The organism is Dorea ammoniilytica, from assembly GCF_025567415.1.
In the GTDB taxonomy this organism is placed as follows: domain Bacteria; phylum Bacillota; class Clostridia; order Lachnospirales; family Lachnospiraceae; genus Claveliimonas; species Claveliimonas ammoniilytica.
In genome coordinates this window covers 179,489-199,909 of the sequence record NZ_JAOQJV010000004.1, presented here as the reverse complement: position 1 = coordinate 199,909, position 20,421 = coordinate 179,489, and the positions used below count along the sequence as shown (strand labels likewise).

Sequence of the window (20,421 nt, the reverse complement as noted above, 5' to 3'; positions counted from 1 at the left end):
CTGGGAATTCCAGAACACTATGCGGCAACAATAGCAAATAGTCGCAGAAAGTATTGGTACATCAGTAATAACAAAGCTGTGATTTGGGCGCTGAATAAAGAAAGACTGATAAACAGTGGCTTTTATGATCTAGCCACAGCCTATCAGTCTGTGCACATCAACTATTGAAAGCGCCGTATACCGAACGGTACGTACGGTGCTGTGAGAGGACGGCGGTTAGTCACCGCCTCCTACTCGATTTAAATAATTGGTGTATTTGTTTTAATTATTTGTGGTTTTGCGCGCTTCACGCTTTGCCTCCAGATTGGAGACAATGACGGTACAGGCTGCATCACCGGTGATGTTGACGGTTGTACGTCCCATATCAAAGATACGGTCTACTCCGGCTACCAAAGCAATGCCATCAACAGGAAGACCAACAGAAGTAAGTACCATAGCCAGCATGACCATACCTGCACCCGGTACTCCGGCGGTTCCGATAGATGCCAGTGTAGCGGTAAGAACGATGGTCAACATCTGTGGAAGAGTGAGCTGGATGCCGTAGCAGGAAGCAATGAAGATAGCACAGACACCCTGGTAAATGGCTGTACCGTCCATGTTGATCGTCGCTCCCAGAGGCAGTACGAAAGAAGCAACTTCTCGTCTGGCACCGAGCTTTTCAGTGCACTCCATGTTGATCGGCAGAGTTCCTACAGAAGATGCACTGGAAAATGCAAACATGATTGCCGGAAGCATGCCTTTAAAGAATTTCAGTGGACTTAAACCGCCCATAGTTTTTACCGTCAGTGAGTACACGAATACTGCATGTACAATGTAACAAATATATGCTGCCAGAAGCACCATTGCAAGAGAACCGATAATAGCAGGTCCGTTGGATGCGATGACCGGGCACAGTAAACAGAAGACACCGATCGGTGACAGCTTCAGAATCATTTCCATACATTTCATAAAAATGTCATTTAGATCGTTGAATGCATTTACGACACGGATATTTTTCTCACCTACAAGGATAATCGCAAATCCAAGAAGAACAGCCATGACGATGATCTGCAGCATGTTAGCTTCTACCATAGGAGATACGAAGTTGGATGGGAACATATTCACAAGTGTATCCATAAAGGATGTGGCTTCGGTTGCTTCATAAGTCAGATCCGTAGTAGCAACTACCGGGAACAGACTTTTAAAAAGATTACCGCCGGTCAGACCGATCGTAACAGCAAATGCAGTCGTGCAAAGATAGAAAATAACCGTTTTCAGACCAATGGCGCCCACCTTTTTGATATCACTCATAGAAATGATACCGCACATGATGGAGAATAATACAATAGGAACGACGATGAATTTAACAAGGTTCAAGAATATCGTTCCGAAGGGTTTGATGTAGGATTCGGCAAAGTCTGCGTGACTCTGCAAGAGTAATCCTGCAATGATGGCCAGTACAAGTGCAATAAATATCTGCATGGCCAAAGACATTTTTTTCTTTTCTTTCATTTTATCAATTCCTCTCTTTGAAAAAGAGACACTGCGCCTACTGCAATGTCTCCGTTGACGATTAATTATACCATGATACATTTATAAAAACAATTCCTTTCAAAAATTTCAAAATATTCCAAAAAATTCAAAAAAATAAATAATATTTACAGCTGTGTCAGAAAAGTATATAATAAATCTCAGCAGATAATGTTACTGCAATTACAACTCGATATAGAATCAATAAGTCTTTGTGGCAGGGTGAGAGTCCCTACCGATGGTATAGTCCATGACCCGCGAGAGCGGCTGATCTGGTGACCTTTATGGAATTCCAGAACCGACGGTATAGTCCGGATGAGAAAAGACATTTTCTGCAAAAATAAAGCCCGGAGCGTAGATGTTCCGGGTTATTTTTATAGGAGGATCCGATATGAACGGAAATGAACAAGAAGTAACAACAGTAAGTAATCAGGTACACAGCGCATCGAGGATGAAGGTGAAAAAGATTGCATTTATAGGTCTTATGGGAGCTGTCAGTGCAGTACTTATGCTTATGCGATTCCCGATTCCATTTATGCCGCCATTTCTTTCGTTTGATCTGTCTGGTGTGATGGAGATTATGGGAGGCCTAATGTTTGGACCGGTAGAAGCACTGTGCATTATCGTTGTGAAGATATTGCTTCAGCTTGTGATGCAGGGAACGATGTCGCTTGGTACCGGAGAACTGCAGAATTTTCTGTTAAGTTCTGCTTATGTGTTGCCGGCAGTGTTTATTTATCACAGAAAGAAGACAAGAAAAAGTGCTGCTCTCGGAATGGCTGTCAGCTGCTGTGTGGTAGCTGTAGTTGCAGTTCTTACTAATTTATATCTTATTATACCGTTTTATGTGAAATTATTCGGTATGTCCATGGGTGATATTATTGCAATGTGTAATGCTGTCAATCCAGCCATGAAGGATACGGTAAGCCTTGTTATTTTTGGACTGCTTCCATTTAATCTGATCAAATATGGGGCAACATCGGTGGTTACATTTATTATTTATAAGAGATTAAGTGGTGTGATAAGAGGAATCATTAACAGATAAAGAGGAGATTAGGGATGAAATTTACATTAGATAAAGACATTATATACGAACAGGCTGTTGAAAGAATGTTTGAAATGCTGGGAGACTGGAAGATTATGGCTTTGGCTTCCAGCGTGAATGACTATGTAATGGTAAGAAACGTAAGCTGCCTGTTTTATGATGAGAAAATCTGGTTTAAGACAGACAAGAATTTCCGGAAAACAAAACAGCTTCTGGAAAATCCGCATGTAGCATTGTGCTGGAGTGGAGTACAGGTGGAAGGAATTGCGATTAATAAAGGATTGGTGGTAGATGAGCCAGACAGACGTTTTGAAAAAGGATATAAAGAACATCTGTGGGAAAGTTATAACAAATACAGTCATGAAGATACAGAAATCCTGATTGAAATAGAGCCAAAGTATGTGGAAATCTGGGATACCAGTGATGAGGGTTACGCATTCCAGCTGTTTATAGATTTTGAAAACAAAACGGTAGAACCTAAAATTTACGATCAAAAATAAATCAAAAATAATAATAAATTTCAAAAAAAGCTTGCATATTTTAAAACAGTATGCTAACATTAAATGCGGTCACCATGGAAGTGGTGATAGCATAAGGCTCCATGGTCAAGCGGTCAAGACATCGCCCTTTCACGGCGGTAACCCGGGTTCGATTCCCGGTGGAGTCATTTGATTGAAGAATTCAATCTTGCAACACATCATGCCGATGTGGCTCAATTCGGTAAGATTGACCACGTCAATCGCAGGCAGAGCTGATGATTACAAATCAGCTGCTTGCAACACATCATGCCGATGTGGCTCAATTGGCAGAGCAGCTGATTTGTAATCAGCAGGTTATCGGTTCGAGTCCGATCATCGGCTTAGTCCTTTAAGGGACGTCATATGGACCTTTAGCTCAGCTGGTTAGAGCAATCGGCTCATAACCGATCGGTCCTGGGTTCGAGTCCCCGAAGGTCCACTAATCCAGCACAAGAGCGTCTGGTATAGACGCTGGGTGCATGGTGATTTAATTTAATATTTGGCCCAGTGGCTCAGTTGGTTAGAGCGCCGCCCTGTCACGGCGGAGGTCGAGAGTTCGAGTCTCTTCTGGGTCGTTTTGGGATCTTAGCTCAGCTGGGAGAGCATCTGCCTTACAAGCAGAGGGTCACAGGTTCGAGCCCTGTAGGTCCCATTCGCAACAAAGTTGCGAATCACAATTGAATGCCGCAGTGGCGGAACTGGCAGACGCACAGGACTTAAAATCCTGCGGGACTAACCTCTCGTACCGGTTCGATTCCGGTCTGCGGCATTAAGTAAAAATAAGAGAACCGTTGAAATTACAGCGTTTCTCTTATTTTTTATAATAAGAAGCAAAGTTTGGAGAGTCGAGCATTTGCCTATAACGGAAAGATTGGACCATATCAAGAATATGAATGGGCTTCGCCGATTGGTCGAGAACAGTGGTAGTTGGAGGATTTATTTAAATGGGGAAACATGAAAAGGAAAGAGATGGATTCAAGAGCAGGACAGGGTTTGTCCTGGCCTGCATCGGGTCTGCGGTTGGTATGGGAAATATCTGGCGATTCCCATATATGGTGTCAGACTGGGGCGGCATGACATTTCTGCTGCCATATATTTTGTTTGTAATATTGATTGCGTCTACCGGAGTGATTGAAGAGATGGCGCTGGGACGGGCAGCGAAAGGTGGTCCGATTATAGCATTTGGCAATTGCACGGAGATGCGAACTGGTAATGCGAAAGTGGGAAACACAATCGGCTGGATTCCGGTGTTGGGATCGCTTGCCATGGCAATCGGATATACAGTGATAGTCGGATGGATTTTTAAATATACATTTCTTGCGATCACGGGTCAGATTGCAGACATGGGTCAGGATATGGATGTGATCGGAGGAGTGTTCGGAAGAACCGCAGCAGCATTTGGAAATAATTTCTGGCTGGTTATTGCTGTACTTATAACAGCTGTTATTATGGCAATGGGAATTGCCGGGGGAATCGAACGTGCCAATGGTGTCATGATGCCGCTGCTGTTTGTGTTGTTTGTCGGTCTGGGAATTTATATTTTTACATTGCCGGGAGCGGTCGGTGGATATCGCTATATATTTACGATTAATCCAAGTGGACTTTTGGATCCTAAACTTTGGATCTACGCGTTTGGACAGGCGTTTTTTTCATTGTCTATTGCCGGTAACGGAACTGTGATTTATGGATCGTATCTGAGTGAGTCGGAAGATCTTGTGAGTTCAGCACGTAATGTGGCGATTTTTGATACGATTGCAGCGATGCTTGCGGCGTTGGTGATCATACCTGGTATGGCAGTTGGCGGTGCGGAATTGTCGTCGGGTGGTCCGGGACTAATGTTTATTTATTTGATCAATGTATTTAATGGTATGGCAGGTGGCAAAATAGTAGGAATTGTATTCTATATTTGTGTGCTGTTTGCTGGTTTAAGTTCTCTTGTGAATCTGTATGAAGCGCCAATTGCTGCTATGCAGGAGATATTTGGAATGAAGCGTGCGACTGCAGTGGGAAGTATTGCAGGATTCGGATGTATCAGTGCGCTTATGATCCAGGGGATCGTTTCGGGGTGGATGGACGCGGTATCAATCTATGTCTGCCCGCTGGGTGCGATGCTTGCAGCAATCATGTTTTTCTGGGTGGCTGACAGAGAGTTTGCACTGAAAGCTGTGAATACCGGACGAGAGAAAAAGATTGGAGCGTGGTTTCTGGTGCTCGGAAAGTACGTGCTTGTTCCGCTGGCATTTGTGGCATTAGTTGCAGGGGCACTGCTTGGTGGTATAGGATAAAGTGGTGGAAATAAACCCACAGGGGAATGCAGATATTTTATGCGGCAAGAAAGGTGTAATACCTGAATTGGTGTATTGGATTGAAAAAGAAAATAATGAAATAAATTGGAATCTCATACTGCGATGATGTGGTATGAGATTTTTTTGCTTTACAGGAAATTGCTTTCCTGTAAAGTAAAAAACGCTCCGCGAGAATGTGCCAAGGCACATTCTTTGTTATTGTGAAGAGGTAGTTGTGTTAAAAAAGGAAAATAGTAAATAAAAACTGTGCAAAACAACTAAAAAATATGTAATTACACATGAAGTATTGACAAAATGACGGTAAAAGCTGTAGTATTGTAGTACAGATTTAAGGGAAACGGAATAAAACTAGAAGATGGTTTTATCCAAAAGTCATGCAAAAGGAGGAAAGGACATGAAAAAAATGAAGAGAGTTGTAGCAATGTTACTGGCTGTAGTGATGGTGTTTGGTCTGGCTGCTTGTGGAAGTAAGAAGAGCGGTGATGACAGTGGTAAGGAGGAAAAGAGTAACTATCCAGAAAAACAGATCACACTTATTTGTCCATTGGCAGCAGGTGGCGGATCAGATACGATCAGCAGATTGTTTGCAGCAGCTATGGAGAAAGAATTAGGTGTATCAGTTGTTGTTGAGAATAAGCCGGGTGCAGGAGCAGGTGTTGGATTGGAAGCAATTGCATCTTCGAATCCGGACGGATATACAATTGGATATATCCCAGCGGAAGTTACGACTGTAGAGGCAATGGGTAATGCGACTGTTACACCAGAAGATTTTGAGTACATTTGTACAGCAATGAAGATTAGTGCATTAATCTGTGTTCCGGCTGACAGTGAATGGGATAGCCTTGATGACTTGATTGCAGCTGCAAAAGAGAATCCAGGTTCAATTACAATTGGAACAGCAGGTGTTGGTAATGCATATGAGTTAGGCCTTAGATCTATGCTCGAAGCAGCAGGTATTGAATTAAATATTGTCAATTTCAGTGGCGGAACAGCTGAGGCAATTACAGCTATGATGGGTGGTAATGTCCAGTGCTGTACAGCTGGAACAGCAGAAGCAATTTCATATGTTAATTCTGGAGAATTTAAGGTTTTGTGTAACCTTTCTTCTGAGCCGTCAGAATTACTTCCGGATGTACCAACAGCTACAGAGCTTGGTTATGAATGCAATGGTGGATCATGGGGAGCATTTGCGGTACCGGCAGGAACACCGGATGATGTGATTGAAGTTCTTCGCAAGGCTGGTGAAAAGGTTATGAATGCAGATGACTTCAAAAAAACATTATCAGAAAAAGGATTTGATGAATATCATGTAGATGGCGCAGAATTTAAAAAAGATGCTATGGAAATGTATAAGACAAATTCTGATATTATTAAGGAATTTAATTTGTCTGCGAATTAATAACTATTGAATTAAGTAGAAAAGAGATTGTTTTTTGTAGGAACAGAGACTGTTTGAACTTGAAGAAGAGGGGCAGGGGCTTATAATAAGTGCCTGCCCGATGCGGCAAAATAAAGGGGGTTCTTACTGTGATTAAAAAAGGTGATACGATTCCTGGAATATTTTCGTTGATCATAGGTGGATTTACATTGATTTATATTCACCAGAATCCAAAGATGGTTGTTCTTGGTGGAACAGATGGTGCGGGTGTAGGACCGGGATTCTTTCCGTTCATTTGTGCGGTTGCGTTGATCATATGTGGCGTATTGCTCACAATACGTGGAATACGTCAGCACGGAGAAGTTGATTATTTTATGCTTACGGAAGAAAAAAAGAATAATTTGAAAATAGGTGCATTGTTGACGGGATTTATTTTAATCTTCTTGATTGCATGGAAGATAAGTGAAATGTTTTTCCTGATTCTTCCGGTCTATGTGTTTGCAGTAAATAAATTATTTAGACGTAGCATGATTTTTTCATTACTTTTTACAATAGGCATGACTCTTTTTGTCTATGGTTTGTTTGCTAAAGGTTTTACGATTCGTTTTATGCCGTAAAGGAGGTGAGAGAATGTCCGCACATATATTAGCATCAGCTTTTGTGGAATTATTAACGCCATCGGTAGTTCTTTATCTGGCAATTGGAGTACTTCTTGGAACGATGATAGGTGCGCTACCGGGTTTGTCAGCAACAATGGGGGTGGCACTTATTACGCCGATTACATTTTGGCTGGATAAGGTAGATGGATTTGCAATGTTAATGGGGCTTTGGAATGCTGCAATTTTTGCGGGTGGAATTACTGCAATTTTGATTAATACACCGGGAACACCGGCTTCCATTACGCAGGCATGGGATGGCTATCCTTTGTACAAAGAAGGAAAAGGTGGTTTGGCACTTGGGATCAACGTAGTGTTCTCTTTTATAGGTGGTATGATCTCCATTATTTTACTGATTTTGTTAGCAGATCCGATCGCAAAGATAACAATTAAGTTTGGACCGGCGGAATATGCGATGGTTGCCCTGTTTGGAATGACTATGATGATCGCAGTTTCTAACGGAAAAGTGTTGAAAGGCATTATGTTAGGCTTCTTAGGACTGCTGTTATCCACAGTAGGACTTTGCCCGATATCTGGTCTGCAAAGATTTACGTTTGGTTCAATTCAATTGCAGTCAGGTATTAATTTTATCCCGGTTATGATAGGATTGCTTGGTCTCGGAGAAGTGTTTTTCCAGGTTTATGAATACAATGAGGAAAAAGCGAAGGCCGAGATGGAGGCGCGTAAGGTCAGCCAGTCATTAGGGCGTGTGCTTCCATCTCTTAGCGAAATGAAAAAATGGACACCACGCTGTGTCCTTGCAGGTATTGCAGCTACGATTATCGGTGCTATTCCGGCAGCCGGCGGAGATATTTCAGCTATTATCTGTTGGGGTAATTCGAAGAGATTCAGTAAAGAAGGAGAAAAATACGGTCACGGTTCAGCTGAAGGACTGGCGGTATCGTCAAGTGCCAATAATGGTGTAATTGGTGGGGCAATGTGTACAATGCTGACGCTTGGAATTCCGGGAGATGCAGTTACGGCGGTATTACTGGGTTCTCTGATGATGTATGGAATGACTCCAGGTCATGCGATGTTTAATGAGCAGATTGGTTTTACGGCACAGATTATGGTGTTGATGATTTTGGCTAATCTGGCATTTCTTGTCATAGGTCTTGGAACGGCTAAGATTTCAGCGAAGCTTTTAAATATGAGCCAGCCGACCGTGTGGGCAGCAGTTGGAGTATTGTGCATTGTGGGCTCTTACTGCATTAACAATAGCTTTTTGGATGTTGTTGTTATGTTTATTATGGGAATTTTGGGCTTCTTTTTGAAAGTTTATGATTTTCCGTCGGGACCTCTTGTGTTGGGATTGCTGTTGGGCAGTACGGTAGAGAAAAATGTTCGAACGGCATTAGTGATATCACGGGGAGATGTGAGCTGTTTTGTGACTCGTCCGATTAGTCTGATCTTATTAATTTTAATTATTGCTTCTTTCTTAGTACCTATTATTCAAACGACGATTAAGAAGAATAAAGCAAGAAAGGCATGATGGTGATTTGACATGAAATATGTAAATAAATTAAGAGAAAAAATAGCGAAAGGACAGTTGAATTTTGGTACACACTGTTCCTGTACAGATTTGTCTTTTTATGAATTATGTGGACAATTGGATTATGATTATGTTTGGATTGATGCGGAACATGGTGCTATGAGTAATCCGATGATAATCAATGCAATCCTGGCTACGAATGCTGGTGGAAATGCAGCTATTGTGCGAGTGGTAGATCATTCCGTTGGGAATATAAAACCAGTATTGGAAAATGGGCCGGATGGTATAATATTTCCGTTAGTGAATACAGCAGAAGATGCCAGAAAATGTATTGAAGTATGTAAGTATCCGCCAGAAGGAATTCGTGGGTATGGACCTAGACGTTCTCAGTGGTATGGTGGCATGAGTGATGCGGAATATTTTAAGCAGGCCAATGATAGTATTATGCTTTTGATGCAGTGTGAACGAAAAGAAGCAGTGGATAATCTGGATGAAATTCTGGCAGTGCCAGGAGTGGATGGAGTAATCTGTGGATTGAATGATCTTTCAGCATCTATAGGAAAATTTGGTCAGGTGAATGATCCGGAGATGATAGATTTGATGGAACAGATGATTGCAAAATGTAAAAAGGCCGGAAAACCATTTGGTGCTTCTATCGGAGTGAATTATGATGTGGCAAGATTTTGGATGGAAAGAGGAGCTTCTTTCCTTTCAATAGGATTTCCGCAAGATTATTATATGACATTGGGTAAGGAAGTGATTCAAAATATCCGTACAATTGAGAATGAACGGATGGTATAGAAAGGATGATATTTTTTGATCTATGCAAATATTAAGGATGCGATGCGGTATCAGGGGATTCATCCAGGATTGGATATAGCATTAAAATATGTGAATGACGAGTTCTTGTCAACATTAGGACGCGAACGGGTATCAATAAAGGGTGATGATGTCTATGCGTTTAAAGTTGATCTGCGAACGAAGTCAGAAACGGAAACATTTTTTGAAAATCATCATGAGTATATAGATATTCATGTTGTGTTAGAAGGAGCAGAGAGAATGGATATTGAGATTCCGGATAAACTTAAATTGTATGAAGAACATCCGGAAACAGATGCTTACTTTTTTCATGGACAAGGAGGACAATCGGTGATTCTGACGCCAGGCAAATTTCTGGTTGCATTCCCGGAGGATGCACATAAGACTTGCGGCATGATTGAAATACCTCAGAAGTTCATAAAAGCGGTATATAAAATACGTTTATAATAGGTTTGCTGACAGGCTGTGGCACTAAAATTAGTGTGACAGCCTGTTGATTATAACAACACATTTGCGAGAGAGTGTGATATAATAAAACAAGTGTGAACTGTTTGGTAGTTTTTGGAAAATAGTTAATGATATGAGGAGAAACAGTATGAATGGAATGCCGGTTGGAAATGTTCTACAGAAAGACCATTTGTATGAACAGGTGGCAGATCTGTTGGAACAACAGATATTGAATAATTATGAGGATGGAGCAAGATTGCCATCGGAACAACATCTTGCAGAGGAATATAGTGTCAGTAGAACAATTATTCGGGAATCTTTAAAACTTTTAAAAGAAAGAGGTTTAATTGATTCTAAGACCGGTAGCGGATCGTATGTAACCAGACCGGAGGCGCAGAATATTGCAGATGTAGTATATCGGATTATTCAAATGGATCAGATTGATTATGTAAGTGTGTTCGATATGCGAATGATTTTAGAAATGGAATCCATAAGTCGTGCGGTTAATCATGTGACGACTGCGGAAATGAAAGAGATGGAGCATTTGCTGGAACTTCTGAAGGATCCGAAACTGTCTAATGAAAAACGTTCAAAATATGACTTTTCATTTCATTATATGATTGCAAAAGCATCTGGAAATCCATTGCTTGCATTGATGACGGAAGCAATTGGAACGATTTGTCAGGAAATGATTCATAAAGCTTTTTTATTGCAGGATAGTTTGCAGGACAGTATCGCAAGACATAATTTGATTATGAATGCAATTAAGGCAAGAGATGAAAAGGCAGCGAAAGAGGCAATGCGTGGACATCTGGAGCGTTCAAAACGTAATTATGAAGAATATCTGCAGAGACAGCAGGAAGGATAAAAGGAGATAGCGTAGAACGACTGAGGATAAAGTAATGGGATTACTTTTGTGTATAAAATAAAAGACATGGAATTACTTGACACTTTAATCTGAATATACTATATTAGGAAATGAGTTAGGAATAGCCAACTCATTTCTTTTAATCAACGGTTAGATAAAACTAATCCAAATGTGTCAAAACTAACTTATGGGTTTAAAGAAAAAGAATAATTCATGCAGAATGGGTGACACTAAAAGAACTGAAAAGTGTCTGACAGGCTGAAAGGAGACCTCGGAATGGAAAGATATCTGGTGGAGAACTGTTCTCCAACGCTTGCTTCGCTGAAAACCGGGAATTTATTTTCATATAAATACGATTCGCTGGAAGAAGTAGAATTCTATGTGGAATTCTGGAATCAGTGTATGGCAGAGAAAGGGGTATCCGTATGTATTCTGAAGATCCGAAAGCAGACGGCATTGATCTACGTATTCAGAAAAAACTTTCTTGAGCGTGATATGAAGCGTCCGGGAGTGGCGGAACTTCTGAAAAAATGTGGATACGAAAGTACTGATGCAGACTATGCGCTCAGACATTTGCGAGGACGTCTGGAAAATAATGAGGATTTTCCACACGAAATCGGTCTGTTTCTTGGTTATCCGCTTGGAGATGTGATTGGATTCGTGGAGAATGAAGGACGTAATTCTTTGTGCTGTGGGTGCTGGAAGGTGTATTGCAATGAATGTGAAGCGTTGCAGACGTTTCAGAAATTCAAAAAGTGTACAGAGGTTTATACTCAGCTGTGGAATCAGGGAAAGAGTGTTTTGCAGCTCACGGTAGCTGCTTGACATAAGTTCAAATTTTAAGGAGGATATCATTATGAGCAAAATTGCAGTTGTATATTGGAGTGGAACAGGTAATACAGAGGCTATGGCAAATGCTGTGCTGGAAGGTGTGAAAGAAGCAGGAGCGGAAGGAGAACTTCTGAATTGTGGAGAATTTGATGCGACGAAAGTGGCTGACTATGATGCAATCGCATTTGGATGCCCGGCTATGGGAGATGAAGTGCTGGAAGAAGGCGAATTTGAGCCAATGTTTGAGGGATGCGTGTCAGCACTGAAGGATAAGAAAATCGCACTGTTTGGTTCTTACGGATGGGGAGACGGCGAGTGGATGAGAAACTGGGAAGATGAATGCCGTAATGCAGGAGCTGTACTTGCGTGTGACAGTGTAACATGCAATGATGCACCGGATTCTGATTGTGAATCTGCTTGTAGAACACTTGGGAAACGGTTGGCATAATTGAAGTGAAAAATGTATTCAAAAATATACATTTTTAAATGCGTTGGAGATTGACAAGAGAGTTGATTTGACGTTAGAATGATTGAAGCAGAACAGGGGACTGCGGGAAATATACTTTTAGGAGGAAGTTATGGAACAGGAATGGAATTCATTTGTTGGAGGAGTTTGGCAGAAAGAAATTAATGTCCGTGATTTTATTCAAAAGAATTATACACCATATGAAGGTGATGATTCTTTCCTGGCTGGTCCGACACAGGCTACAAAGGATCTGTGGGATCAGGTAATGGAACTGTCGGCTGAAGAGCGTGCTAAGGGCGGAGTTCTTGACATGGACACTAAGATTATCTCAGGTATTACATCTCATGGACCTGGATATCTGAATAAGGATAAAGAGAAGATCGTAGGTTTTCAGACAGATAAGCCGTTTAAACGTTCACTTCAGCCGTATGGTGGTATCCGTATGGCAGTTAAGGCCTGCGAAGATAATGGTTATCATGTGGATCCACAGATCGTTGATTTTTTCCAGAAACACAGAAAGACTCATAACGATGGAGTGTTTGACGCATATACACCGGAGATGCGTGCATGCCGTTCCAGCCACATTATTACCGGCCTTCCGGATGCTTACGGACGTGGACGAATCATTGGCGATTACAGACGAGTAGCTCTGTACGGAGTGGATCGCCTGATCGAGGATAAGCAGAGACAGAAAGACGGTACCAGAGTGATCATGTATTCTGATGTTACCAGACAGAGAGAAGAGCTTTCAGAGCAGATCAAAGCACTGAAAGAGCTGAAAGAGTTGGGTAATATTTATGGATACGACATTTCAAAGCCGGCTTCTAATGTAAAAGAAGCAATCCAGTGGCTGTATTTCGGTTACCTTGCTGCTGTTAAGGAGCAGAATGGTGCAGCAATGTCACTGGGAAGAACTTCTACATTTATTGATATTTATGCAGAAAGAGACCTGAAGAATGGCACATTCACAGAGGAAGAGATTCAGGAATTTGTTGATCACTTCATTATGAAGCTTCGCCTGGTTAAATTTGCCAGAACACCGGAGTATAATGCACTGTTCTCAGGTGATCCGACATGGGTAACAGAGTCTATCGGTGGTATGGGTATCGATGGTCGTACAATGGTAACTAAGATGTCATTCCGTTACCTGCATACACTGGAGAATCTTGGAACAGCACCGGAGCCGAATATGACCGTACTGTGGTCAACAAGACTGCCGAAGAACTTCAAGAGATTCTGTGCTAAGACATCCATTGCATCATCATCTATCCAGTATGAGAATGATGATCTGATGCGAGTAACACACGGAGACGATTATGCAATTGCTTGTTGTGTATCTTCTATGCGTGTCGGTAAAGAAATGCAGTTCTTTGGCGCTCGTGCGAACCTGGCTAAGTGCCTGCTCTACGCTATCAACGGTGGTGTGGATGAGGTGTCTAAGAAACAGGTTGGACCAAAATACCGCCCGATTACTTCAGAGTATCTGGATTACGATGAGGTTATGGATCGTTTCCAGGATATGATGAAATGGCTGGCACAGGTATATGTTAATGCACTGAATATCATTCACTATATGCATGACAAATACTGCTATGAGCGTATTCAGATGGCACTTCATGATAAGCAGGTAAAACGCTGGTTTGCAACCGGTATCGCAGGTCTTTCAGTTGTTGCCGATTCGCTGTCAGCGATCAAATATGCAAAGGTTAAGACGATCCGCGATGAAAATGGAATCGTTGTTGACTATAAAGTAGAGGGAGATTTCCCGAAATATGGTAACGATGATGACCGTGTAGATGACATCGCTTACACTGTAGTAAAAGAGTTCATGCATTATATTAAGAGTAATCATACTTACCGTGGAAGTATTCCTACAACATCAATCCTTACGATTACATCCAATGTTGTATATGGTAAAAATACAGGATCCACACCAGACGGAAGAAAAGCAGGTGAGGCATTTGCTCCGGGAGCTAACCCGATGCACAAGAGAGACAGCCACGGTGCAGTAGCATCTCTGAGCTCTGTATCTAAGCTTCCATTTAAAGATGCACAGGATGGTATTTCTAATACATTTTCTATCATTCCTGGAGCGCTTGGTAAAGAAGATGCAGTATATATGAGCGATATCAGCCTGGATGACTTGAGTTTCTCTATGGAGCCAGACTGCGCTTGTGAGGAACCGAACCTTACAGATGACAGAGAGGAGGAAATGTAATATGAATATCAGCGAATCACAGATTGATAATTTGGTAAACCTTCTGGATGGCTATGCAGAAAAAGGTGGACACCATCTCAATGTTAATGTATTTACGAGAGAGAAACTCCTGGATGCACAGGCACATCCGGAAAAATATCCGCAGCTTACCGTCAGAGTATCCGGTTATGCAGTAAACTTTAATAAACTGACGAAAGAGCAGCAGGATGAGATCATCGCAAGAACTTTCCATGAGAGCATGTAAGGTTCTGGCGGGGAGAATCAATTGACAGGATATATTCATTCCACAGAGAGCTTCGGGACCGTAGATGGTCCCGGAGTTCGTTTTGTAATATTCTTTCAGGGATGTCCTATGCGTTGTAAGTACTGCCACAATCCGGATACGTGGGAGATCAATGCGGGCACGGAAGTGACCGTAGAAGAACTCTTGGAGCGCTATGAAAGAAATAAAGAATTCTACCGCAAGGGTGGGATTACAGCTACAGGCGGAGAACCGCTGCTGCAGATTGGATTTCTGACGGAGCTTTTTACAGAAGCGAAGAAGCGTGGAATCCATACCTGTCTGGATACATCTGGCATTATGTACAGTAAGGAAAAGCAGGGCGAATTCGAGCGGTTATTCCATGTGACAGATCTGGTGCTGTTGGATATTAAACACAGCGATCCGGCAGGACATGTGGAACTTACCGGAAGAAAGCAGGAAGCGGTACTTCAGTTCATGAAAGCTCTTGAAAGGTCAGAGATACCGGTGGTAATTCGACATGTGGTAGTGCCGGGGATTACTGACGGTGAAAAGGAACTGACAGATACCGGACATCTGATCGGAGGTCTGCGTAATCTGGTGGGATTAGAGATCCTGCCATACCATACGATGGGAATTAATAAGTATAAAAATATGGGCAAAGAATACCCTCTGGAAGGTGTGCCAGAGATGAAACCGGAGCAGGCAAAGAAAGCGCGTATGACCATATTGAGAGCAATACAGGAAGTGAGGAGAAATTTGTAGGAATTTCTCCTTTCTCTTTATGTTATAATAAGATGTCAGGAAAAATACGAGGCAATCCACAGGCATCATAATAAGAAAAGAAAAAGGATGGAATAAGTATGAATACAGAGGCACAATTAAGAGAGCAGTTGAACAGGATTAATCGCAGAAGCTATCCTGCGTATAAAGATCTGAGAGGAAGTTATCAGTTTCCGGGATACATTCTGCATATTGACCATGTGCAGGGAGATCCATTTGCAGCTCCATCTAAAGTGAGTGTTGAAGTTATGCAGAAAATGGCAGAGTTTCCAAAGGCACTTTTTAGTGAACCACATAGGAGAATAGCGTTACAAGATCATCTGATTCGTGAATTTGGAAAGGTAATGAGCGGATATATGTTTCAGGCAAAAGGTTCCGGCAAAAGTGGTCTGATGAGTATATCAAAATGCGGTCAGCAGGTGCTGGAACGAACCGCTTTGACAATGGATGACAGGCGGATTCTGGTGAGATTTGAAGTGGGCTTTCCGGCAAATGGACGTACGATCAATGCGCCGGAACTGGAGAAGATACTTTTTCGTTTTGTCCCGGAATGTGTGAAACGGGCATTATACTATAGTAATATGGATGCGAAGAAGATTCAGGAAATCGTGGAATTGGCAGATGATCAGCAGGCAATCAGGGAACAGCTTCCAGAGCGCGGGCTTGTGGCGTTTGTGGCAAATGGTGCGATGCTCCCACGAGAAAGTGGTGTGTCAGATCGACCAATGCGAGGAGCAGTGCCATTTGAATCGCCGGAATCAATGGAAGTAGAACTTACACTTCCGCATAAAGGTAAAATCAAAGGCATGGGAATTCCCGAAGGGATCACCTTGATCGTTGGCGGTGGCTATCATGGTAAATCTACTCTTTTGAAAGCACTGGAACTTGGAGTATATAATCACATTAAGGGAGACGGAAGAGAATATGTGATTACTGATCACACGGCGATGAAGATACGTGCGGAAGATGGACGGGCTGTGTCTCATGTTAATATATCTCCATTTATTAATAATCTTCCAAATGGAAAAGATACGGTGGATTTCTCGACAGAAGATGCCAGTGGATCAACTTCGCAGGCTGCGAATGTAGTGGAGGCAGTAAATGCAGGCGCAAAAGCATTATTGATTGATGAAGATACTTCTGCAACTAACTTTATGGTGAGAGATGAATTGATGCAGTCAGTGATCGCTAAGGATAAAGAGCCAATCACGCCATTTATCGATCAGGCAAGGAATCTTTATAAAAATCAGGGCGTATCAGTTATTTTGGTTGCCGGAAGTTCCGGGGCGTATTTTCATATCGCAGATAAGGTCATACAGATGGATACATATCGTACATTGGATATTACAGAAAAAGTCAGAGCCATCTGTGAGAGAACACCGGAAAAGGAGGGCGGTGTTCATGAACTGGCGTTGAGTATGCTGGGCAATAATCTCTGGAAACAGAATGACAGAGTTCTTACAGCGTATAAGGTGGAAAAGAAACATGATCAGATTAAGGTGAAACAGTTTGGAAAAGACAGTTTTTCCATCGGTAAAAGTGCAGTAGAATTAAAGTATGTAGAGCAGATCTCAGATGTAGAGCAGACTACAACTTTGAGTTATGTGATGAAATACGTATTGGAACAACTGGAAAAGAACCCGAACACAGAGATTCACGAATTGTTGGAAACCATATGTGACAGGATCAATGAGAAGGGACCTGGAGCAGTGTGTGGCAGAAATGTGCCGGGAAATCTGGCAGAAGTGCGCAGACAGGAAATCTATGCCTGTGTGAATCGATACCGTGGATTCAGAATATAGAACCCATAGGAGCTATGTAGAAAAAAGTTTGAAAAAAGTGTTGACAAAACAGATGCTTTGCTATAAAATAAATTTTGTTGTGAGCGAGATAATTACTCACAACAATGTGTGGGCGTAGCTCAGCTGGATAGAGCGTTTGGCTACGGACCAAAAGGTCGGGAGTTCGAATCTTCTCGCCCACGTACTTGAGCCTGTAGGTGTTTGCCTACAGGTTTTTTTGTGCAATAAGCCGTCGTGCAGAAATCGTGCTTGCACGAATTTCTATAGGACGGCCAATGTTCATCGAGCCGATAGGCGAGATGGCATTGATTGCACGTTTGAGCAGACGATAGGATGCTCAAGTATTGCTTAGAGTTTGCTTGGAAGTGGCTTTGAACGATTGCAGAATAAGAAGGAGGAAGGTAGTATGGAGCAGAAGTTAACAGATATTATGAAACAGGCGTTTCAAAGAGAACAGGAGACGATTCTGGCGACAGGCGAGTGGATGGATCCGGAAGCTTTTGAGCGGCCGGATTTATGCAGTCTGGTGATGTATTAGTATGGGCATCCAGAGGCGGTAAGACTGATGAATTATTTCCGATATTAGACATTTGCCATAAGAAATCTGTGACCGTAATTGGTATTACAGAGAGGCCGGAATCAGAACTTGCCAAAGAGTCAGATATTATACTTCCGATTCGTGTAACGGAAGAGACGGATAAATATAATTGTCAGGGGACATCAAGCTTTGTGGCTGTAACAGCAGTGTTTGGCGCGCTTCAGGCAGCGGTGATTGAAGAGACGGGATATCAGAATGAACAGTTTGCTTTGATTCATCCAGGCGGAGCAGTAGGAAAAAGATTAGCGGAAAAACGGTAAATTCGGGAATAAAAATAAGGTAAAAAAATAGAAACAGCACTATATACATAATAATGTGTATAGTGCTGTTATTTTTTCTCAAAATAAAATAAATGAAAATAGATATTGACATAACAAACAAAACGAGTTAGCATAATAATAAACTTATGTAAAATTAAAAAAGGAGATGGGGAATTGGAAGAAAAAAGGAACTATGAGATTCTGAAATTTGTAATGCATGGTGACAAATGTTATATGAGTACGGATATTGTGAAGGGAAAACCGTTGATCGTATGGCTGAAATATCATGCGCACATTACAAAAGAACAGTTTTATGAATGGGCTCGGCAGATTATTGCTGATCTGGATCACTTTCACAGATGTCGTGGTAATCCTTGCTATCAGTATGTGAATCCATATAGCGTAATCGTTGGGGAGGATAGGAAGGTATATTTGTTGGATCTTGCAAGCAAAGAGCAGGAAGACATGATGCATCTTATGCAGCGGCGCTATGTGAGGGAGAATTTCCTGTCGCCAGAGAACCAGTATTATCAGAAGTCAGAAGAGAAGGAAGATATCTATGGTTTTGGCAAGATGATACAGTATGTTTTATCGTCAGTTGAGCTGGAACCTGAACTCAAATTTCTGGAAAGCGTACGTATTCAGAAGATTATAACCAGATGTCTGGATAAGCAGGGCAAGAAGAGGTATCAGAAATTATCAGATCTTTCAGGACAGTTTTCTTTGTCAGAAAAAAGAAATGGAAGTAAAAAGATAATGTATGTGATGATTGCGTTGGCAGTAATAGGACTGCTGGTCTTGTCAGGAAACAGGATTGTTTCATGCATATCCGGACAGAGCCGCCGACAGGGCGGACAGGATACAAAACTTGCTGATACAGAACGGAAAGAGGACATGAAGGCGCAGGCGTATCAGGAACAGTTTCAGGAGTTAAAGGAACAGTGGGAGACGGAAAGAAAAGAATTGCAGGATGAAAGTAGCAAGCGGGAGCAGGAATTGCTGTATGATCTGGCATTTGTGTATTTCAGTCAGATGAAAGATTATGAAGTGTGCAGCAGATACCTGGAAGAGATGAAAGAGCCGGATGCATTTGCGAAGGATATGGTCAGATTATGCGGGATGATGAGCAGGGCAGACGGAGAAGACGATAATACAGAGAAGCGGACTGAGGATGAAGAAGAGTCGGTGGAAATGTTATTGGAGCGTATGCGTCAGGAAATTCCGGATGAAGAGGATGAAAGGTATGCGGAGTGTATTGAATTCGCAAAAGAGCAGCTGCAGAAGGAGGATGTTGTGGAAAAACAGACATCCGGGGAAGAAAGTTAAGTACGAGGAGGCAGGAGTATGTATATAAAATCTAGCATCGAAGAAATGAAGAACCGAAAGAGAGAACTAGGATGGACGAACCAGAAGCTTGCAGATCAGGCCGGGATACCGGTGGGGACACTGAATAAGATTTTCAGCGGTATGACAAGATATCCAAGAGACAAGACGATGAATGCGCTGATTCAGGCACTGGGTATGGACTATTACACCATGGGAGGTGGTATAGAATTGTCCATGGCAAGAGAACAAGGCGTCTATCAGTCTGGAAAGCCGGAACGAAGAATTCCGAGAAGTGCTTATGACGCACTTCCGGATGAATTGAAGGCAGAATTGATTGATGGAAAACTTTATTACCGCAGGTCTCCGTCTGTGAGACATCAGGAACTTCTGGTAATGCTTGCATCAGAGCTTATGTATTATATGCATAGCCATGGAGGAGGCAGAAAAGTACTGGCAGCTCCGTGTAACGTATGCCTGGAAGGAGATGATTATACGGTTCTGCAGCCAGACATTTTTGTGGCACAGCGTAAGGAAATGCTTCGGGATGGCAAGAACTGTATGGGTGCGCCGGAACTGATCATGGAGATTGTATCAGCAGAAGATTCCAATCATGAGTATGAACTGAAGCGCCACAAATATCAGAGTGCAGGAGTGAACGAATACTGGATCATTGATCCGGCGAAAATGAGGATTGTAGTGTACGCAGAGGAACGGGACGCCCTGCCGGCAATTTATACGTTTGATGAATGTGTAGAATCTGTTTTGTATGAAGGATTTCAGGTGGATTTTTCAAAAATGAAATACTGCTAGAAAATTTGTGATATAGGATTGGCATTAACAGGTTGACTTGCGTGTTAT

20 protein-coding genes, 7 tRNA genes, 1 pseudogene and 1 riboswitch are annotated in these 20,421 nt (G+C 42.1%); of the genes and pseudogenes, 27 read left to right on the top strand and 1 reads right to left on the bottom strand.

Translation table 11 applies throughout. The annotated features are described in order from the left end of the window. Positions 1–168: pseudogene (locus OCV65_RS13415) on the top strand (group II intron reverse transcriptase/maturase); the annotation flags it as partial. 93 nt (positions 169–261) lie between these two features. On the opposite strand, the gene OCV65_RS05515 reads toward OCV65_RS13415, so the two are convergent. Beyond that, entirely contained in the window at positions 262–1,491 is a 1,230-nt protein-coding gene (locus OCV65_RS05515; protein ID WP_262581245.1) for a dicarboxylate/amino acid:cation symporter, read from the bottom strand. 222 nt (positions 1,492–1,713) lie between these two features. Next, a riboswitch (FMN riboswitch) is annotated at positions 1,714–1,840 on the top strand. Positions 1,841–1,900: 60 nt separating this feature from the next. On the opposite strand from OCV65_RS05515, the gene OCV65_RS05510 reads away from it, so the two are divergent. The 26 genes from OCV65_RS05510 (at position 1,901) to OCV65_RS05385 (ending at position 20,373) form a co-directional block, all read left to right on the top strand. Beyond that, the gene (locus OCV65_RS05510; RefSeq protein ID WP_262581244.1) at positions 1,901–2,554 is read left to right on the top strand and encodes an ECF transporter S component; all 654 of its coding nucleotides are present in this window, start codon (positions 1,901–1,903) and stop codon (positions 2,552–2,554) included. Between the two features lie 14 nt (positions 2,555–2,568). Beyond that, entirely contained in the window at positions 2,569–3,054 is a 486-nt protein-coding gene (locus OCV65_RS05505; RefSeq protein WP_262581243.1) for a pyridoxamine 5'-phosphate oxidase family protein, read from the top strand. Between the two features lie 95 nt (positions 3,055–3,149). Beyond that, positions 3,150–3,221: transfer RNA gene (locus tag OCV65_RS05500), tRNA-Glu, on the top strand. 120 nt (positions 3,222–3,341) lie between these two features. Next, a tRNA-Thr gene (locus tag OCV65_RS05495) sits at positions 3,342–3,414 on the top strand. 23 nt (positions 3,415–3,437) lie between these two features. Further along, a tRNA-Ile gene (locus tag OCV65_RS05490) sits at positions 3,438–3,511 on the top strand. Positions 3,512–3,573: 62 nt separating this feature from the next. Beyond that, positions 3,574–3,647: transfer RNA gene (locus tag OCV65_RS05485), tRNA-Asp, on the top strand. Between the two features lie 4 nt (positions 3,648–3,651). Then, positions 3,652–3,724 (top strand) — tRNA-Val (locus tag OCV65_RS05480). A 31-nt stretch (positions 3,725–3,755) separates the two neighbouring features. Continuing rightward, positions 3,756–3,841 (top strand) — tRNA-Leu (locus OCV65_RS05475). 175 nt (positions 3,842–4,016) lie between these two features. Beyond that, positions 4,017–5,357: a sodium-dependent transporter gene (locus OCV65_RS05470; RefSeq protein WP_262581242.1), complete on the top strand. Its 1,341-nt coding sequence runs from the start codon at positions 4,017–4,019 to the stop codon at positions 5,355–5,357. A gap of 415 nt (positions 5,358–5,772) precedes the next feature. Next, positions 5,773–6,777, top strand: a complete 1,005-nt coding sequence (locus tag OCV65_RS05465) for a tripartite tricarboxylate transporter substrate-binding protein (RefSeq protein ID WP_262581241.1) — start codon at positions 5,773–5,775, stop codon at positions 6,775–6,777. Between the two features lie 128 nt (positions 6,778–6,905). Then, entirely contained in the window at positions 6,906–7,373 is a 468-nt protein-coding gene (locus OCV65_RS05460; protein WP_262581240.1) for a tripartite tricarboxylate transporter TctB family protein, read from the top strand. Positions 7,374–7,386: 13 nt separating this feature from the next. After that, entirely contained in the window at positions 7,387–8,904 is a 1,518-nt protein-coding gene (locus tag OCV65_RS05455) for a tripartite tricarboxylate transporter permease (protein ID WP_262581239.1), read from the top strand. A gap of 12 nt (positions 8,905–8,916) precedes the next feature. Next, positions 8,917–9,705 (top strand): HpcH/HpaI aldolase family protein, encoded by a 789-nt coding sequence (locus OCV65_RS05450; RefSeq protein ID WP_262581238.1) that lies wholly within the window; start codon positions 8,917–8,919, stop codon positions 9,703–9,705. Positions 9,706–9,720: 15 nt separating this feature from the next. After that, positions 9,721–10,170 carry a NanQ anomerase/TabA/YiaL family protein gene (locus tag OCV65_RS05445; protein WP_262581237.1) on the top strand — a complete coding sequence of 150 codons (450 nt, stop codon included), beginning with the start codon at positions 9,721–9,723 and terminating at the stop codon, positions 10,168–10,170. 148 nt (positions 10,171–10,318) lie between these two features. Then, a complete protein-coding gene (locus tag OCV65_RS05440; protein WP_262581236.1) occupies positions 10,319–11,038 on the top strand; it encodes a FadR/GntR family transcriptional regulator in 720 nt (239 codons plus the stop codon). Positions 11,039–11,314: 276 nt separating this feature from the next. Further along, positions 11,315–11,863: a DUF3793 family protein gene (locus OCV65_RS05435; protein WP_262581235.1), complete on the top strand. Its 549-nt coding sequence runs from the start codon at positions 11,315–11,317 to the stop codon at positions 11,861–11,863. Between the two features lie 31 nt (positions 11,864–11,894). Then, positions 11,895–12,317, top strand: a complete 423-nt coding sequence (locus OCV65_RS05430) for a flavodoxin (protein WP_262581234.1) — start codon at positions 11,895–11,897, stop codon at positions 12,315–12,317. A 130-nt stretch (positions 12,318–12,447) separates the two neighbouring features. Beyond that, positions 12,448–14,553, top strand: coding sequence for a formate C-acetyltransferase (gene pflB, locus OCV65_RS05425; protein WP_118453110.1), 2,106 nt, complete (start codon positions 12,448–12,450; stop codon positions 14,551–14,553). A gap of 1 nt (position 14,554) precedes the next feature. Continuing rightward, complete coding sequence (grcA3, locus tag OCV65_RS05420) at positions 14,555–14,797, top strand: autonomous glycyl radical cofactor GrcA3 (protein WP_118383670.1); 243 nt, start codon at positions 14,555–14,557, stop codon at positions 14,795–14,797. Between the two features lie 21 nt (positions 14,798–14,818). Continuing rightward, entirely contained in the window at positions 14,819–15,559 is a 741-nt protein-coding gene (gene pflA / locus OCV65_RS05415; RefSeq protein ID WP_262581232.1) for a pyruvate formate-lyase-activating protein, read from the top strand. Between the two features lie 98 nt (positions 15,560–15,657). Next, positions 15,658–17,379 (top strand): ABC-ATPase domain-containing protein, encoded by a 1,722-nt coding sequence (locus OCV65_RS05410; protein WP_262581231.1) that lies wholly within the window; start codon positions 15,658–15,660, stop codon positions 17,377–17,379. 108 nt (positions 17,380–17,487) lie between these two features. Continuing rightward, positions 17,488–17,561, top strand: a tRNA-Arg gene (locus OCV65_RS05405). 224 nt (positions 17,562–17,785) lie between these two features. After that, positions 17,786–17,917 (top strand): hypothetical protein, encoded by a 132-nt coding sequence (locus tag OCV65_RS05400; RefSeq protein WP_262581230.1) that lies wholly within the window; start codon positions 17,786–17,788, stop codon positions 17,915–17,917. Continuing rightward, on the top strand, positions 17,896–18,237 hold the full coding sequence (locus OCV65_RS05395; RefSeq protein WP_262581229.1) for an SIS domain-containing protein: 342 nt from the start codon (positions 17,896–17,898) through the stop codon (positions 18,235–18,237). The genes OCV65_RS05400 and OCV65_RS05395 overlap by 22 nt, the downstream gene beginning before the upstream one ends. 174 nt (positions 18,238–18,411) lie before the next feature. Further along, positions 18,412–19,563 carry a protein kinase family protein gene (locus OCV65_RS05390; protein ID WP_262581228.1) on the top strand — a complete coding sequence of 384 codons (1,152 nt, stop codon included), beginning with the start codon at positions 18,412–18,414 and terminating at the stop codon, positions 19,561–19,563. A gap of 18 nt (positions 19,564–19,581) precedes the next feature. Further along, positions 19,582–20,373 carry a Uma2 family endonuclease gene (locus OCV65_RS05385; RefSeq protein WP_262581227.1) on the top strand — a complete coding sequence of 264 codons (792 nt, stop codon included), beginning with the start codon at positions 19,582–19,584 and terminating at the stop codon, positions 20,371–20,373. The last annotated feature ends 48 nt before the right edge of the window (positions 20,374–20,421 follow it).